This window comes from Microcoleus pseudofavosus SVA1_A4 (assembly GCF_036700565.1).
Lineage (GTDB): Bacteria > Cyanobacteriota > Cyanobacteriia > Cyanobacteriales > Microcoleaceae > Microcoleus.
Map to the genome: position 1 here is coordinate 22,710 of NZ_JAUBPE010000005.1, position 15,905 is coordinate 38,614.

Annotated in this window: 14 protein-coding genes; 8 read left to right on the top strand and 6 right to left on the bottom strand. The window is 46.7% G+C overall.

Features of this window, described 5'->3' with window-relative positions; all coding sequences use genetic code 11:
- Nucleotides 1-25: 25 nt before the first annotated feature.
- Both QUA02_RS03550 and QUA02_RS03555 read left to right on the top strand, forming a co-directional pair.
- Nucleotides 26-1,039, top strand: a complete 1,014-nt coding sequence (locus tag QUA02_RS03550; protein ID WP_333025350.1) for a shikimate dehydrogenase — start codon at nucleotides 26-28, stop codon at nucleotides 1,037-1,039.
- 107 nt (nucleotides 1,040-1,146) lie between these two features.
- Nucleotides 1,147-1,578 (top strand): hypothetical protein, encoded by a 432-nt coding sequence (locus tag QUA02_RS03555; RefSeq protein ID WP_333025352.1) that lies wholly within the window; start codon nucleotides 1,147-1,149, stop codon nucleotides 1,576-1,578.
- Nucleotides 1,579-1,967: 389 nt separating this feature from the next.
- On the opposite strand, the gene QUA02_RS03560 is transcribed toward QUA02_RS03555, so the two are convergent.
- The 3 genes from QUA02_RS03560 to QUA02_RS03570 form a co-directional block, all read right to left on the bottom strand.
- The gene (locus tag QUA02_RS03560; protein WP_332983467.1) at nucleotides 1,968-2,255 is read right to left on the bottom strand and encodes a YggT family protein; all 288 of its coding nucleotides are present in this window, start codon (nucleotides 2,253-2,255) and stop codon (nucleotides 1,968-1,970) included.
- A gap of 333 nt (nucleotides 2,256-2,588) precedes the next feature.
- Nucleotides 2,589-2,912, bottom strand: a complete 324-nt coding sequence (locus QUA02_RS03565) for a ssl2009 family thylakoid membrane protein (protein ID WP_333025354.1) — start codon at nucleotides 2,910-2,912, stop codon at nucleotides 2,589-2,591.
- A gap of 121 nt (nucleotides 2,913-3,033) precedes the next feature.
- On the bottom strand, nucleotides 3,034-3,198 hold the full coding sequence (locus QUA02_RS03570) for a hypothetical protein (RefSeq protein WP_333025527.1): 165 nt from the start codon (nucleotides 3,196-3,198) through the stop codon (nucleotides 3,034-3,036).
- 439 nt (nucleotides 3,199-3,637) lie between these two features.
- Here QUA02_RS03570 and QUA02_RS03575 point away from each other — a divergent pair, with 439 nt between their 5' ends.
- Nucleotides 3,638-4,357 carry a calcium-binding protein gene (locus QUA02_RS03575; RefSeq protein WP_333025355.1) on the top strand — a complete coding sequence of 240 codons (720 nt, stop codon included), beginning with the start codon at nucleotides 3,638-3,640 and terminating at the stop codon, nucleotides 4,355-4,357.
- Between the two features lie 187 nt (nucleotides 4,358-4,544).
- Here QUA02_RS03575 and QUA02_RS03580 read toward each other — a convergent pair whose 3' ends face one another.
- Complete coding sequence (locus tag QUA02_RS03580) at nucleotides 4,545-8,165, bottom strand: WD40 repeat domain-containing protein (RefSeq protein WP_333025356.1); 3,621 nt, start codon at nucleotides 8,163-8,165, stop codon at nucleotides 4,545-4,547.
- Between the two features lie 544 nt (nucleotides 8,166-8,709).
- On the opposite strand from QUA02_RS03580, the gene QUA02_RS03585 reads away from it, so the two are divergent.
- From QUA02_RS03585 to QUA02_RS03595, 3 genes are all read left to right on the top strand, one after another.
- A complete protein-coding gene (locus QUA02_RS03585; protein WP_333025357.1) occupies nucleotides 8,710-9,846 on the top strand; it encodes a helix-turn-helix transcriptional regulator in 1,137 nt (378 codons plus the stop codon).
- A gap of 386 nt (nucleotides 9,847-10,232) precedes the next feature.
- Entirely contained in the window at nucleotides 10,233-11,021 is a 789-nt protein-coding gene (locus QUA02_RS03590) for a calcium-binding protein (protein WP_333025358.1), read from the top strand.
- Nucleotides 11,022-11,263: 242 nt separating this feature from the next.
- On the top strand, nucleotides 11,264-11,401 hold the full coding sequence (locus tag QUA02_RS03595) for a hypothetical protein (RefSeq protein ID WP_333025359.1): 138 nt from the start codon (nucleotides 11,264-11,266) through the stop codon (nucleotides 11,399-11,401).
- Between the two features lie 225 nt (nucleotides 11,402-11,626).
- Here QUA02_RS03595 and QUA02_RS03600 read toward each other — a convergent pair whose 3' ends face one another.
- The gene (locus QUA02_RS03600) at nucleotides 11,627-12,007 is read right to left on the bottom strand and encodes a YkgJ family cysteine cluster protein (RefSeq protein WP_333025361.1); all 381 of its coding nucleotides are present in this window, start codon (nucleotides 12,005-12,007) and stop codon (nucleotides 11,627-11,629) included.
- A gap of 217 nt (nucleotides 12,008-12,224) precedes the next feature.
- On the opposite strand from QUA02_RS03600, the gene psb30 reads away from it, so the two are divergent.
- The gene (gene psb30, locus QUA02_RS03605; RefSeq protein ID WP_333025362.1) at nucleotides 12,225-12,365 is read left to right on the top strand and encodes a photosystem II reaction center protein Ycf12/Psb30; all 141 of its coding nucleotides are present in this window, start codon (nucleotides 12,225-12,227) and stop codon (nucleotides 12,363-12,365) included.
- A 129-nt stretch (nucleotides 12,366-12,494) separates the two neighbouring features.
- On the opposite strand, the gene recJ is transcribed toward psb30, so the two are convergent.
- Nucleotides 12,495-14,579 (bottom strand): single-stranded-DNA-specific exonuclease RecJ, encoded by a 2,085-nt coding sequence (gene recJ, locus QUA02_RS03610; protein ID WP_333025363.1) that lies wholly within the window; start codon nucleotides 14,577-14,579, stop codon nucleotides 12,495-12,497.
- Nucleotides 14,580-14,942: 363 nt separating this feature from the next.
- Here recJ and QUA02_RS03615 point away from each other — a divergent pair, with 363 nt between their 5' ends.
- On the top strand, nucleotides 14,943-15,848 hold the full coding sequence (locus QUA02_RS03615; protein ID WP_333025364.1) for a bestrophin family protein: 906 nt from the start codon (nucleotides 14,943-14,945) through the stop codon (nucleotides 15,846-15,848).
- The last annotated feature ends 57 nt before the right edge of the window (nucleotides 15,849-15,905 follow it).

The following is a 15,905-nucleotide window of genomic DNA, read 5'->3' on the forward strand; positions in this document are numbered from 1 at the left end:
AACACTCAACACTCAACTAACAAAAATGATTAAAGGCACTACTAAACTGTTGGGAGTAATTGGTCATCCCGTCGAACATTCTCTGTCGCCGGCGATGCACAATGCTGCTATTTCCCACTTGGGAGTCGATTTTGTTTATTTGCCGTTTCCGGTAAAACCTGGGGATTTAAAAGCTGCTCTTGCAGGATTTGCGGCGATCGGCGTTCGGGGATTTAGCATCACGATTCCCCACAAACAAGCAATCTTGCCGCTGCTGTCGTCCGTTTCCCCGATCGCCCGATCGATCGGCGCAGTCAATACCGTATACCTGACTGACAAAGGTTGGTGCGGCACCAATACTGACGTTGAAGGCTTTCTCGCACCGCTGCAAACCCCCCCAACCCCCCCTTACCAAGGGGGGGCTAAAGACGCGATTTCTGCCTTAGAAAGGGGCAATACGGCTGTTGAATCTAATTCGCCTCCTTACGAAACAGGGGCTGTTGAATCCTGTCCCCCCCCTTACCAAGGGGGGGCTAGGGGGGGTTCCGATTGGAGTCAGAAAGTAGCGGTAATTTTGGGGAATGGCGGGGCGGCGAGAGCTGTTGTGGCTGGATGCGCTCAATTGGGATGTGCAGAGATTCACGTTGTCGGCCGCAGCGAACAAAATTTAGCGGAATTTCAGCAGAGTTGGGTCAATTCTCCGATGCCCGTGCAGAATTTGCAGGTGCATACTTGGGATAATTTGTCAATGTTAATCTCGCAGGCAGATTTGCTGGTGAACACGACGCCTGTGGGAATGTATCCGCAGGGGGAAAAGTCGCCGGTTGCGAATGGTGCGATCGATCGAATTTCAGCAGGTGCGATCGTCTACGATTTAATTTACACCCCTAATCCTACCCAGTTTCTCAAAGATGCGCAGCTTCGGGGAGCGCGAGCTATTGACGGACTCGAAATGCTAGTTCAACAAGGAGCAGCCGCCTTAAAAATTTGGCTCGACAAAGAATCCGTCCCCGTCGATGTAATGCGCCAAGCCTTGCGGCAGCATTTAGGGCTAGATTAATGCCATTGCTTAAAAAAGTAGCTGTAGTTTTCAGAATTCGTATAACTAGGAATTTCAGCCTGAATTCGCGCTAAGCTGAGGATTAAAATATACTTGCGCTGCCATTTATGAAATTTCGAGCTATCAGCCTTTTTTGTGCTACTTGCCTAATTGGAATTTTTAGTTTGGTATTCACTCCACCTGCTTGGGCTCTGACGCAGATTAAACTTTCCGACCTTTCTTATCACGAATGTCCGGCAGAAATGGCAGAAGGAACAGTCACCAGCGGCAGTTCTATGGAAGCTAACTGCTTTTTGATTACTGGGAAAGCTGAAAATACCAGCGGCAAACCAGTTGTCAATGCCGATATTTTCGGCCGCATTTATGATGCGGACGACAATCCGGTGATGCAAAACCGGACTCGCTTGGGTTCTATAGAAGAAGTTCCTCCCGGAGTTAGCGATTTTCAGCTCAGAATTTCGGTTTCCGCCAATCAACGAACACCTTTGAAGCTCAAGCAATTTAAAGCTACAGGTTTTACTGGCGTGGTTCGCCGTTAACGAAAATATTTGAGATTTTAGATTGCTGATTTGAGATTTTGGGTTGGCTGCCCGTGAAACCGATCTGCAGTTTTCTATTTCCGATTGTTGTAGATTTTAGATTGTTGAGTGGCTGTCAATTTGTCATATCGTTTCCGGTTGCATTGGAATAATATATTTGCATGATGTCAGTGCGAGCGTCCCCGCTCGCGATCCAAGTCGCGAGCGGGGACGCTCGCACTATATAATTCCGATGCCACCGGAATTGATATCAACTGTAATATACGATGAACTCCCCAGCTTTTCAACCGGGGAGTTCATCTAAAAATCTCAAATCTAAAATTTAGTTGCCGGCAGCTATGTCTGCGAAACAATTTAGGCTAGAGGCTTAAAAACTTAAGCTTTTCTAACTAAAAAGCTGTTTGCAAGTTGCCCAAAAGACCGATCAAGAATTCTGAGCCGAACTGAAGTACAAAAAATGCAATCAGCGGTGAAAAGTCAATCCCTCCCAAGGGGGGAATAATCGATCGGAATAGATTCAGGTAAGGGTCTGTTAACTGACTCAAAATCGAAAACGGGGGGTCGTACCAATTGATATTGGGGAACCAGCTTAACAGCACCCTAAAAATCATTAGGACTACATAGATTTGCAGAAATGTGGACAGCGTGGTTGCCAAAAGGCCTATGGAATAACTCATATATTCTGGTTGAAGTTTGAGTAAAGTTTACAGACGCTTTAAGTTTAAGTTTAGCATAGGTGGGGGAGAGGGGGAGAGTGGGAGCATCAGGCTGTTTGCGGGCGGTTCTCCTGCCCGCCCCACAAGAAAATTCACTCTTGGTGGAACAGGCAAGGGAAGCCTGCGCGAGCGAGAATGGTACAAGATGTGAGTAGCCGGGATCGATATGCCAGACTAAGCTGTTGGGCATCTAGATTGTATTTTTGGGCGGGCGGGACACCCCACAATAATTTCATCGCGCCTTGACTGTAAAATTTAGATGCGCCTGGGCTTAATCTAAAATTTTAAATTGATTTAAGAGTCAGGGGCGATCGAACCCTCGCTGCCCGGCGCTTGCGCGTTCCCGTTTACGTCGCCGAGTTGCAGCCGCACGTCATCTATTGCCTGATTTAGCTGGGCAATTTTATCTTCTAAACTCAGCCTTGCTACTTCCATCCCTTCGGCTTCGAGTTGGCTGGCTTTCCTCTGGCGGATTTTTCTGGTTTTTGCGTCTGAAGGTTCGCTCAGCAAAGCTTCAGCAGCGCGCCGCGACAGCACCGCGCCCAAAACTGCACCCACCAAGCCGCCAACAGCAGCTCCCGCAATAAATCCCCCTGTAAAACCCTCTCGATTGCTCATGGCTCAACTCAACTGCGCGATATTTCCTTGATTATTTCATTTTAACGAGACGAGAGGGCAGATTTTGCAGCGGTATACCCGCTCCGATTCTAGATTCTAACTAAATCCGCCCCTTGTATCCTCAAAGAGTCAGTCGATCGTACTGCCAATCAGTCGCTCGAACCGTCACCACGCCAAACACCTTACCAAAATATTCTAACCAGTTCGGGAAAGCCGACGATCCAGCATCAGATATCGACTTAGCCAGTTTTCGATTTCTGACGAGATTCCGTGTAGCCGCCAGCACGACGAACTACCCGAACTCGCTTAATCTGACGGCGGTATTTAATTGTACACAACTGAAGGGAAACACACCACTCTTTAAGTTAGAAATTGCGGATGCAACTCAGAGAGTACCTAATGGGTACTCTTTTGTGTTTTTAAATGACAGCATAAGTGACCGAATCACTGAATATAACCCTTGGTGAAGAATCTAAAAGCTTTTTCTGGCAAAGCTTCCAAACTTAATCCCTCGGTTATTTATGAAGTATCACATAAGTGGCTAACTTAACTGTCTAACTGTCCTGGACGTTTGCTGTCAGTCAGGACAAAGTTGATATATCAGGTGCAGCGTTAGATTTAAACCAATTAGGAAATTAATCCCATGCTGCTTAAATATCTAGGTTCTTAACTTTGAGAACTAGAGAAAACCAGGAAACAAACTTCAAAATTAAGGAGAAACTTCGATGACTGATATTAGAGGTTCAATCTATAACGACACTTTGGAAGGTGGTGGCCAAAATGATACTATCTCTGGCGAAGCGGGCAACGACCTGATATTTGGCTGGGGGGGCAACGATAAGGGTTATGGGGGTTCTGGGAATGATACCTTGTACGGATACTCCGGCAATGACACCCTCTTAGGTAATGAGAATAATGACCAAATCTATGGCCAAGATGGCATGGATAGCCTCTTCGGGGGCGAAGGTGATGATTACCTCAATGGTGGTGACATTTGGTGGCGACCTGGCAATGATTCTGCCGATATACTCAACGGTGAGGGGGGCAACGATACTTTAGATGGCTGGTATGGCAACGACACCCTTTACGGTGGATATGGCAACGACGAATTGGCTGGCTCCTTTGGCAATGACTACCTCGACGGTGGTCCTGGCAACGATCGGCTTGGTGGTGAGCCTGGGAACGACACGCTTATAGGGGGTACTGGAGCAGATATGTTCATTTCTTACTCGCCCTATGACGGCGTTGATGAAATCAGAGACTTTCACCCCTGGGAGGTTGATAAAATCAACATCTCCAAGAGTGGATATGGTGGAATATCCTCAACTGAGGGATTTAATTACAACCAGAGCACTGGCGCGTTGAACTTCTTTACTATTCCGGTTGCACAGTTGCAGGTTGGTAGTGGATTTGTTCCCAGTCGAGATATCATCCTGGTTGTTTAGGACTCCTTGTCCTTGCTAGGAGTTGTATAGCCTTTCTCAGAAAGATGGAGTACGCCGAAACCCTGTGTTGTCAAGCTTTTGAAGTTGAATTGTGTACCTCATCTATCCAAGAACCGCTATATATCGACTTGATTTTTTCGCAGGCTTTGCCTGCGAAAAATCAAGCCGTGTTCAGGCTAATTTCCGACTAATTTTCGATCGCACCCAACACCCCCAACGTTGCTTTCTGAGCTTCCGCAATCCCCGTGACTCCGGTAATATTCATACATTCATAGGGGCGATCGGCTCTCAGGGTTTTCACGCATTCTCCTGTGTTGATATCCCAAAGCTTAATCGTTTCGTCGGCACTGCTGCTTGCCAAAACAAAGTCGCGATTTTGTGAGAAATCCCCACCAAGGGGACGCCAAGAAATCGACCAAACTTGACTTGTATGTCCCTCCAGAATCTTCAAGCATTCTCCCGTGGCAGAATCCCAAAGTCGAATTGTGCGATCGTGCGAACAACTAGCAATTATTTGACCGTCAGGACTCCAGACTGCTGCTTTTACCATATCGCTGTGTCCCGGCAAAATTTTCAGACACTTGCCAGTACAGCTATCCCAGAGTCGGATGGTGAGATCCTCGGAAGCACTGGCAAGGGTTTGGCCATCCGGGTTCCAAGCTACATATCTAATGGAACTTTCATGTCCCTGCAAGACTTCCAGGCATTGACCGGTGCTGCTATCCCAGAGTCGCAGATTTCCATCGTGGGAACCGCTAGCAAGGATTTGGCCCTGGGGACTCCAGGCTAAACTGCCAACCCAATTGTCATTTCCCTGCAAGATGTTAAGGCATTTCCGGTGCTTAACATCCCACAACTGAATATTCAGGCCCTGCGCCGCGCTGGCAAGAATTTGACTGTCGGGACTCCAAGCGACAGCCCTAACCCAGGCTGCGTGTCCTTCGAGGGTTGCCAAACATTCGCCGGTGCTGGCATCCCAGAGTCGAACCGTGCAGTCATCCGATCCGCTAGCAAGGGTGGTGCCATCGGGACTCCAGGCTAAACCCCAAATCCAATTGGTGTGACCCTTTAATGTTTTCAAACATTGACCTGTGTGAGGATTCCACAACCGAACCAGACGATCGGCACTGCTGCTGGCAAGGATCGTGCCATCGGGACTCCAAACCGCCGCAAACATAGAATTGCTGTATCCCTGCAATGTTTTGAAACTTCGGCACTGACTCGATCGCAGTCGATCGACCTCCCACAGTCGCACGGTTTGATCGTGGGAACCACTGGCGATCGTTTTCCCATCTGGGCTCCAAGCTACAGTCACGTTCCAAATCGAATTGCTGTCTCCCTGTAAGGTTTGCAAGCATTGACTGCTTTCTAGATCCCAGATCGCGATGTTCTGGCCTCCACTGGCGCTGACAAGCATTCTGCTATCGGGACTCCAGGCGAGGGAAAATACTGCCCGATCGTTTCTTTGCAAGGTTTTGAGACATTTACCGCTGTCGGCATCCCAAATCTTCACGGTTCGATCTTCACTACCTGTGGCGAGAAGTTCTCCGTTGGGACTCCAGGCGATCGACCAAATTCGATCGGTATGTCCCAATAAAATGTTGAGGCACTCACCGCTTTGGATATCCCAGAGTCTAATTGTTCGATCTAAGGAAGCACTGGCGAGGATTTGACCGTCGGGACTCCAAGCAACAGAGGTGATCCAACTGCCGTGACCCTGAAAGATATTCAAACATATTTGGGTACGAGTATCCCACAGTCGAATCTCGCGATCGTCCCCACTAGCAAGGAGGTATCCCTTCGGCTGCCATGCCACGGTTCTCACGGCAGCCTGATGTCCTTGTAAGATTCCCAAACAACTTTCAGATTCCATACTCCACAGTCTGATAGTTCGATCGGCACCGCCGCTGGCGAGGATATACCCCTCTTCGTTTCCCCCGTTAAGAGGCAAGGGAATGAGACTCCAAGCCAGCGCCCAAACCCAACCGTGATGTTCTCTAAACATCCCTCTGGATTGTCCGTTAGAAACTTGCCATAGGGCCACCAGATTATTGCTATCTCCAGTTGCTAGCAGTTGGCTGTCGGGGCTAAAGGCAACCCTTAAAATACTGCCGAACGGTTGGGTAAACCGCGATTTGGACAGGTCAGAATGGGTGAAATTGACCCGATGCAGATTTGCATCTTGAAAATCGGCCTGCCAAATACTGAGATAGGAAAAGTCGCGGTCAGTCAGGTCAATCTGAAGGTGGCGTAATAGATTGATAATATTGCCACCGGCATATCCAGCCTGATTCGGACACTCGGTTTGCAGGCTATCTAGAATTTGATTTAGTTGATATACGATGTCTTTTTGAGAACCCAATTGACTCAGCAATCGGGCGATTAGTGGTGTCAGAATCACGCGAATTTGGCTGTCGCGAATGTAGTCTTTGTCCTGTGCTTTGATTAAGGCATGGGTTTGCAATAGAGAAGAATTTGACAAGGGAGTCGGCGATGAGCGATCGACAATTTCATCACAAATGCGATCGATCAGCGTCTGCGTGACATATTCCATCACCACAGGTTGTAATGTAAACTTCCCGGCGTTAGTTTCAATCAACGATCGCCATTTCAAATTTTGCAGGGCTTCCATCAACTGCGTTTGGGATACGCCAGCATTCAAATCTTCTCGAAGTTCGGCAAAGGAAACCCATTCGCGATCGATCGCCAACCAGCACATTACTTGATTCTCTAAGATTGAAAGACGACTGCATTGTTGTTGAATCAAATCTGAAACATCACCAAATACAGTAACGTTTTTTTCTAGGAAAAGAGCAATATTGCCGCTGAACAAATCTAGAATGGTGGCGGCAACGATTTTTAATGCCAGGGGATTGCATCGATAGCGATCGCACAACTGGTGTTTGTGACTGTCCGATCCAGTTAATCCCGTCATCTTAATCAATGCTTCGGAGGCTTCTGGAGAACCGCCCAGGGACAAGCTCTGTACTGCCAAGTCGCCCGCTTCCAATTGAGCGAATTGATGGCATTTTTCCCGGCTGGTTAACACCAAACAGCTTTGATGGGGAGTCTCGGCCACCACTCGCAGCATTTCTCCGTAAGCTTCATAACCGGGACGATATTGTCCGCTCTGATCCCCAGGTTTTGACAGGCTTTCGGTATTATCGATCGCGAGCAAACAGCGATGATTCCGCAGACACTGAATCAAGCTGCTAATTTCTGCTTTTGTATCCTGTTGTCCTGAGAGGAATGAGACTAATTCTGCTAAGAAAATTTCCGGCGGCGGGGCATTGCGGAGACTTCGCCAAATGACGTAGGTAAATTGGTTTTGTAGCTGTTGGGCCAGTTTGACAGATAAAGCCGTTTTGCCATTGCCGCCAATCCCAAAAATACCCACCAACCGACAATTATCTTGTAGAATCCATTGGGTGAGGGTGGTAAGTTCTGCGGTACGCCCGTAAAAGCGGGAAACATCTACGGCTTCTCCCCAATTTTGGGCGATCGACTTCACCGGCTGCCACTGTGGGGCTTCGGGTTCTGGCTGAATATAGTCTTGTTCGGTTAGCGTTAGGTTAAAGGCGCTAAATAGATCCTCTAGGGTTTGGCGATCGACAGCGGCTTTGCAACTTCGCAACCGTCCAATCGATCGAGCACTTAGCCCTGTCAAATTGCTTAATCGCTCTAAGGTGTAAGCAGATCCGCCATTTTCAGCAATGGCTAATTGCTCTTGGGTATCCTGGAAACGCTGCAAACCCCAATCTGAAAGAATCACGCCTCGGCGCTTGCGCTTTTTAGGCAGTTTAGTCATATCTTATCTTTCTCTACAAAAATGCCCGATGCCTCTTGCAGCATGAGTTCCAATCCTGATGTCACAACTTTTTTTGAGCATCGAGCAAACTTCCTGTCATTTGTCAAACGATCGATCGAGCTAATTGGATGAGTCTAATTGAAAAATTAAGTGGTGCGATCGGACTTAAATGTAAGCTGCTCCTTTTTTCTTAAGGATTATGGCGATCGCCGCACCTATCTCAGCACAAGTAATAGCGCCATTACCGCGTACTCGTCTTATTCCAAGTTTGTCATATGCTAAATTGAGATTCAACCCGTCATTTGCCGTAGTCAATTGTTAAGAAACAGACACACAACCAACGTAAATAACGCTTCTTCTCTAACCACACCGTATTAATTCATCTTTGTATAAGTAGGTAGGCACAAATAAACCTTGTTGTGTAACCGAATGCAAACCTGCCAGAACCTTTGCGAAGGCGCGTGCCTGCCCGAAGGGCTTATGCTTCGTTTCACTCGCTGCGGACATACTTATGTATTTTCCCACTCATCTACTTAAGTAAAAAATGCAACACTTAACTCATAATGATTTTCAAAACTTTTCTGAATGCCTACAGGAACTCTACAAAACTTGTAGCTTTGAGGATTTCTCATCCCATCTTCTTTCAATTATCTCTAAGGTTATTCCCGCAGTAGATTACACCTACACCACACTCTCCTTCGGAAACCACAAGGCTACCACGATCGACTATCAACCTGCCCCTGGGTTTGATCCCCTTGATACAGCGAATTTTGAAAAAATTGCTCATCAACATTTTTATGAGAATCCTCTAGTTGGCAATTATCTACGAACTCGTGACCATCGAGCGCATAAGGTTTCCGACTTCTTAAATGAGCAGCAACTGCATCGTTTGGAAGGATTGTATGGAAAGATGATGCAGCCTAGAGGAATCAGGGATCTGATCGCAGTTTCATTACCCATTTCTCTGTCAAATACCTCCGCTAGCAAGCTTTGCTCTGGACAAGATGATATTATTGCCATCACGCTGATGGGAGACGAGATTTTTACTGAGCGCGATCGCTTCTTATTCAACTTATTGCACCCTCATCTGTTGCAAGCAAAGCAAAACATGAATCAGTTTGCCAATATACAACAAGACTGGTTGCAACAGCGCAATACTCTAGAGGCATTGGCAATTATTGCGATCGACGGAGATGGGCAAGTTCAATTCATGAGCAAACGAGCTTGCCAGTTGCTCAACCAGTATTTTCAAGACAAATGCTCAACACGATGCTTACCAGAAAATTTACAGCGATGGGTGAAATACCAGTTGTCGCTTTTAAGACGAAGTGATAACATTCCTCCACCCCATTTACCACTGAAATTAGAGCAGGAAGGAAAACAATTAGTCGTGCATTTTGTGACTGAACAACCACGGGAGCAATATCTATTGTTGATTGAAGAACAGCATTTTTTGACTCTATCACCCGTATCTTTAGAATTACTAAGATTAACAAAACGTGAAGCAGAAGTGTTATTTGAGGTGACGCAAGGTAAGACTAATCCAGAAATTGCCGCCACACTGAGCCTTAGCATCGGCACTGTCAGGAAGTATTTAGAACACATCTACTCAAAACTGCAAGTACAAACTCGTGCGGAAGCCGTAGTAAGTGCTTTGAAACAGCTTGGGACAATTGGTTAGAAGTGGCAAATATCTAGGAACACTTAGCCCAGTCCGAGGAAAACATACCGATCTTTAAGTTGGCAATTTCGGGAGCAACTCAAAAGGCTATATATTTTTGTCACTCCCGCAGCATAACTGACCGAATTGCTGAGTATATCTCTTTGTATAAAATCTAAAAGCTTTATCGAGCAAAGCTTTTCAGCTTTATCCTCAGTTATTTTTAGAGCATCGCTTAACTGACCAACTTAAGTGGCAAACTGTCCTGGACGTTTTAGATCGGTCAGGATAACGTTGGTACATCAGATACAGCGTTAGATTTCAACAAATTAGGAAATTAAACTCATGCTGCTTAAGTATTGCGGTATTTCCTAATATTAATCAAACGATTTTACGGGGATTTTGTTATGGCTTTACAACCTGATCCGTTAGAACCTCGGCGATTAATTGGCAACAATACATCCGAAGTTGTTACTTTGTCGATCGCAGATACAACTAATTTTCCTTTGGGAATTTGGATGCTCGGAGGTGACGATCAAGTCATCGGATCAACAGTTAATGATTTGGTTTATGGCAATGACGGGGAAGATATTATCAACGGGGATTTGGGCAACGATTCTTTATTCGGAGGTAAAAATAAAGACTTGCTGGCTGGATTTCAGGGAAATGACTTTCTCAGCGCCGGTCAAGATGCAGATTGGCTTATTGGTGGTGCAGGAGACGATATTCTCTTGGGGGGGAGAGGCAATGATGTCTTATTCAGCGGTAACGGAAATGACACTCTGGTGGGAGGTTTTGGTCGCGACTTTTTAGCAGGTTTGGATGACAATAATAGTTCCATCAAAATCGGGGGCAGCAACTTGTACGTCCTCCAATCAGAACCCGGAGTTACAGATTTCAATAATGCCGATGTTATTGTATTTTTCAGACCTGGTGCCGATAGAATTGGATTGGCAGGCGGTTTGACTCCTAGCGATTTAGACTTGCAATACGTGACAAACGTGACAGTCTTGCTTGGGTTTGAGACACCAGAAGCTTTTAAACAATTTGTCCCGCCAAGTGCATTAAATTTTCCACCAGTACAAAGTCAAGGCACTCTAATCAAAGTTAGGAATTCCGGTGACATAGTAGGCTTTGTGGCACAGACAAGAGTGGCTGACGTTCAAAGTAATATGATCTCGGTTCAGGGATTTTAATTACTTTTCACAGTTGCGTAGCGAGGACTTTAGCCCTCATAAATTGCTAGTGAAAACTTCAGTTTTCCTCTAGTCTACAAGCTTTTTTGGGTAATATCTCAAGCTTAATTCTCGTTTTTTTGAGGGCATCGCTTAACTGACTAACTTAACTGGCAAACTGTCCTGGAGGTTTGAGAGCGTTCAGGACAACGTTGATACATCAGGTGCAGCGTTAGATTTCGACAAATCAGGAGATTAACCCCATGCTGCTTAAGTATTGCGGTATTTCCGATTGTGCTAGTTCGCATTCTACTGCAATTCAAAGCAGCAATATGTTGAGTGCGATCGCGCTCAACATATTGCAGCACCTAGTATCTGCACGAATTTCATTTGTTTTTTAAGGAGTAATTGGCCGGAGATCGGGACGCCGCGAGTGCCACTCGTCCCTACAATTAATCTGGCGTAGGGACGAGTGGCACTCGCGGCGTCCTCTATATCATTCCGGTGCAGCCGGAATTGATATTACACATAACGATCGACAATAGACTCGGCGATTGCTTCGCTCCTCGCGAGCAATGACACAACAGGACTTTTGTTCTTGCGGCTGCTTGTTTGATTACTTGGGTTTAATTACTCAATTCGTGGTCAGGATGAGCGAAAATGCCGACTTCTCGGTTAAAACGGATCATTTCCAAGGAGCGATCGCCATACAGGTCTTCAATGTGCTCTATGCAGCAGTCGATCGCGAAATCGTTCAACTCGGCCGGCTCAATGCCGTACATTTCCTCAAACACCTCTGAGTCTACCCGACAAAAGCGCGGTCGATCGGCATAAATTCCGCATTCTCGCGTCGATTTGTCAAAATTGATACACCAACCGTCATCTCCGACTAAGCTCAAGTAGAGCGCTAATTCCTCTGGTGATAAATACTCGTCTAGGTCAGGCCGTTCTGTTGGTTCTAGGTAACAACAAGCACCGCACTGCTTTACGCAACGCCAATTCGCCATAATTTGTTCGATTTTTGATTTTTGATTTTTGATTCGCAACACTCTCCGGGAAGGGGCATCAAGTCCCCGGTTCCCTGTCACGGGGAGGTCGATCGTTCTTTAACTTTTGTTGAATTTTGTAAACTTCCTTAAAAAATAGGGTCGATCGCCCGGTAAAATCAGAAGCGGATTTTCTAATTCAACAATCTAGACTTAATCACTACAGTCAGGAGGACACATGGACTTTATAACGGATCTTTTTAGCGGCCTGGGCGGTGTAAACTTCCAACTCATTGTTCAGGTAGCTTTACTCGCAGCAGTCGTGCTTTCGGGCCCGGTCGTGATTTTTCTGCTGGCCGCTCGTGGCGGCGACTTGTAATCATAGCACGCTAAGCGGCGATCGAGAGTTTGGAGTTTGGAGTTTTAAATTATTCAAAATTCACAGCGCTCGATCGCCAATTTTCCCTAATTTTCCCTGCTGCACCAGCTTTCTTATCAAATACCGTTATCAAATACCGAGGGCGTGTTTAGCAGTTTGAATCAAATTCTCAAAAAAAGGTAGAGATACATCGACTTCTCTAGCATCTTTGCGGGAGTTGCCTAACAAACCGATGTTTTGTCCGGGTGCAACAGCCAGAACTTGCCCTTGAGAGTTGCGGATTCTCAATTCCTCGATCGACCCTGCGGGAGACAAACTGCAAGAATAAGCGCGATCGCAGTAATCAAACTCCACTTTTCCAAACACTGGCGGCCTCGAACTAGCAGCACTTGCGGGCAACCGAACGCCCAACAACTCTAACTCAACCGATGTCTTGCCATTAAAACTATTTTCCCGCAATCGGTAAGCAATATCAACCCGCCGAGGCAAAGGAAAATATTCCCCCCAACGCCAAGCAATCGCCTTCACACTAGCCGATACATTTCCATCTTGAGTTGCAGTTAGTTTAACGTGACCTCCTTTACCAACAATTTTTTGTTCAGTTATGCAAACATTAGGCGTCCAAAATACAGGAGCCTTATTTTCAATTCCGCAAGGTTCCAGAGCATCAATTTGTCGGTAAAGGTCGAGATTAATCTCACCCAAATCCGCTCGCACGTCTACTGAAACCAGCGGTTTTAAGTGTTCCGGCTGCAAACATTGATTGGCAAAAATTGACAGTTGATTGCGGAATTGTTCGAGATTGTCAGCCGGCATAGAAAAACCGCCCGCCGCTTTGTGTCCGCCAAATTTAGTTAATAAATCCGCGCAAAAATTCAGCCCGTCAAATACATTAAACTCAGGAATTCCCCTCGCCGAACCCCGCACAATTTTATGCGCCGTCGCGCCGTCGCCCGCCTCATCCTCAAAAGTACCGATAAACACGGGTACGCCGTAGCGTTCCACCAACCGAGAAGCCACAATCCCGATCACCCCGTGGTGCCAACCGGGCTGCACGACAACTAAAACCCGTTCTTGCTGCAAATCGATCGCACTTTTCTCGCACCAGGCGATGGCTTCCCGCTCAATTTCCTGGCACAACTCCTGCCTGCGCTGATTGATTTGTTCGCACTGCATCGCGTTTTTGAGTGCCAATTCGCGATCGTCCGCGGTTAGCAACTCTATCACAATTTGAGGGTCAGCCAGCCGCCCCACGGCATTGATCCGGGGCCCAAGCCGAAAACCAATATCTTCAGGCTTTAACGAATTTTGAGTTTGAGTTTTTGAGTTGAGAATTGAGGGACTTTCCGCACTTCCCGGCTGCACTCCCGCCACGTGAATCAAAGCCTGAATACCCGCCAATTGCGAGTGAGGCAACAGCCGCAAACCACGCTTCACCCAGCGCCGATTAACTCCTGTCAAAGGCGCTAAATCCGCAATAGTTCCCAACGTAAATAACTCCAGCAGCGGATTCACCAACCCGCCCACTTTTTTCATGTCCTGAGCCAAGGTAATAGCCAAAACATAAGCAACGCCTACGCCAGCCAAACCGCGATAAGGCGAAGATTCCGCAATTAATTTCGGGTTGAGAATAGCATCGGCAGGCGGCAGTTTTGGCGGCAAGTCGTGGTGGTCTGTAATAATAACTTTGACACCGAGTTCTCGCGCTCTGGCAACCGGGCCGTAGGCTGCAATTCCGTTGTCAACCGTGAGAATGAGAGCGACACCTTCCGAGTGAAATTCTTCTACAATGCGATCGTTAATCCCGTAACCTTCCCGCATCCGGCTCGGAATAGCATAATCCACATTCGCCCCCAGAGTCCTGAAAGCTCGCAGCAACAAAGCCGTGCTCGTCATCCCGTCAGCATCGTAATCGCCGCAAATCGCAATTTTTTGCCCTCCCGAAATCGCCTCCCGCAACAATTTGACACTCGCAGCCAAATCTGGAAACTCATCCATTGGCGCGGGCAAAACCAGAGATTCCGGTTCGATAAACCCTTGCACTTCTTTAACAGAATCGATGCCGCGGTTAATCAGCACCTGTGCCAGCAAGGGCGACAAACCGATTTCGGCGGCAAACTGTTCGGCTTGCTGTGGTTGAGGCGCATAAATTTGCCACCGTTGGTTCGGCAATCGGTGAAAATGCGGGGGCACAGATGTCGGTAGCTCTTGCACGGAAGCTGAGGTTTAAAGATACATAGTTAATCTTACCGAATTAAGTGCCTCAGTCAATCACTTTTAGATTTTAGATTTTAGATTGAGGCTAAAGATGAGTTTTTTGGTTAAAATCCAAAGGTTGTTTCTAGGAAAGCTTTTTTCGGAATACCTCACCGCACCCAAATAGGGATACAAGCCCTGACAGCAGTCGTGGAGACCAAAAAATTTTAGACAAAAGTTCAAACCCGCCAGATTTATTTGTGGAGTCAATCTAAAATCTCGAATATCCAATCGACTGGCGGCAGCCGAAGAACTAAGTTTACCAGGCATTTGCGCCGCCCGCGCTAGGGCGCTGAGTGCTAATTTAATCAGGAGACTTGCATGAGTGTCGATCGACCGTCTTGGTTTAAAATTGCATTACAGGTTCGAGGGTCTGTCATTCTCTCAATTTTGCCCCGCGTTTTGCTGTGCGGTGGCTTTGGAGTTCTTATTTCCCTGCTGCACTTTTTTAAGTGGCCGGTTTCCTTACCAATTTTGTCGAGTATTGTACCGAGTATTGTCCTGGGTTTACTGTTAGTTTTTCGGACAAATACAGCCTACGAGCGATTTTGGGAAGGTCGGAAATTGTGGGGAACTTTAGTCAACAACGTCCGCAATTTGGCGCGCCAAATCTGGGTAGCGATTGAGGAAAAAGACCCGCAGGATATCACTATCAAAAAGTCAGCCCTGCGCCTGTTACCTGCCTTTGCAGTGTCGATGAAACTGCACTTGCGGCAAGAATCAGTAAATCCAGAACTGGAGCCGTTAATGTCCCCAGCGCAGTACCAAAAGCTCAAATCGATGAACAATCCGCCGCTAGAAATTGCATTTTGGATTGAGGATTACTTGCACGAGCAGTACGAGCGCAATTGCCTTGATGTCTATCAGTTAACTGGTATGAAGGAGTTGATCAACTCTATGATTGATGTATTAGGCGGCTGCGAGCGGATTTTGAAGACGCCTATCCCTTTGGCTTACACGATTCACCTGAAACAGCTATTGTTGCTTTACTGTTTGGCACTGCCCTTTCAAATTGTGAAAGATTTGACTTGGGGAACCGGCCCAGTTGTGGCTTTAATTAGTTTTACTTTGTTCGGCATCGAAGAAATCGGCATTGAAATAGAAAATCCCTTCGGCCACGATGACAATGATTTGCCTTTGGACAATATTTGTGCTGCCATGCAGTGCAATATCGACGATTTAATTTCTTTATCTCCTAGCGTTCACGAACACGTGAAAGATAAGTAGAATGATTAGTTGTTAGTTGTTAGTTGTTAGTTGTTAGTTGTTAGTTGTTAGTTGTTA

What these genes read in the sequence shown, in the direction of transcription:
- QUA02_RS03550 (WP_333025350.1), top strand. Translation starts at nt 26, where the DNA reads ATGATTAAAGGCACTACTAAACTGTTGGGAGTAATTGGTCATCCCGTC.
- QUA02_RS03555 (WP_333025352.1), top strand. Translation starts at nt 1,147, where the DNA reads ATGAAATTTCGAGCTATCAGCCTTTTTTGTGCTACTTGCCTAATTGGA.
- QUA02_RS03560 (WP_332983467.1), bottom strand. Translation starts at nt 2,255, where the DNA reads ATGAGTTATTCCATAGGCCTTTTGGCAACCACGCTGTCCACATTTCTG.
- QUA02_RS03565 (WP_333025354.1), bottom strand. Translation starts at nt 2,912, where the DNA reads ATGAGCAATCGAGAGGGTTTTACAGGGGGATTTATTGCGGGAGCTGCT.
- QUA02_RS03575 (WP_333025355.1), top strand. Translation starts at nt 3,638, where the DNA reads ATGACTGATATTAGAGGTTCAATCTATAACGACACTTTGGAAGGTGGT.
- QUA02_RS03580 (WP_333025356.1), bottom strand. Translation starts at nt 8,165, where the DNA reads ATGACTAAACTGCCTAAAAAGCGCAAGCGCCGAGGCGTGATTCTTTCA.
- QUA02_RS03585 (WP_333025357.1), top strand. Translation starts at nt 8,710, where the DNA reads ATGCAACACTTAACTCATAATGATTTTCAAAACTTTTCTGAATGCCTA.
- QUA02_RS03590 (WP_333025358.1), top strand. Translation starts at nt 10,233, where the DNA reads ATGGCTTTACAACCTGATCCGTTAGAACCTCGGCGATTAATTGGCAAC.
- QUA02_RS03595 (WP_333025359.1), top strand. Translation starts at nt 11,264, where the DNA reads ATGCTGCTTAAGTATTGCGGTATTTCCGATTGTGCTAGTTCGCATTCT.
- QUA02_RS03600 (WP_333025361.1), bottom strand. Translation starts at nt 12,007, where the DNA reads ATGGCGAATTGGCGTTGCGTAAAGCAGTGCGGTGCTTGTTGTTACCTA.
- psb30 (WP_333025362.1), top strand. Translation starts at nt 12,225, where the DNA reads ATGGACTTTATAACGGATCTTTTTAGCGGCCTGGGCGGTGTAAACTTC.
- QUA02_RS03615 (WP_333025364.1), top strand. Translation starts at nt 14,943, where the DNA reads ATGAGTGTCGATCGACCGTCTTGGTTTAAAATTGCATTACAGGTTCGA.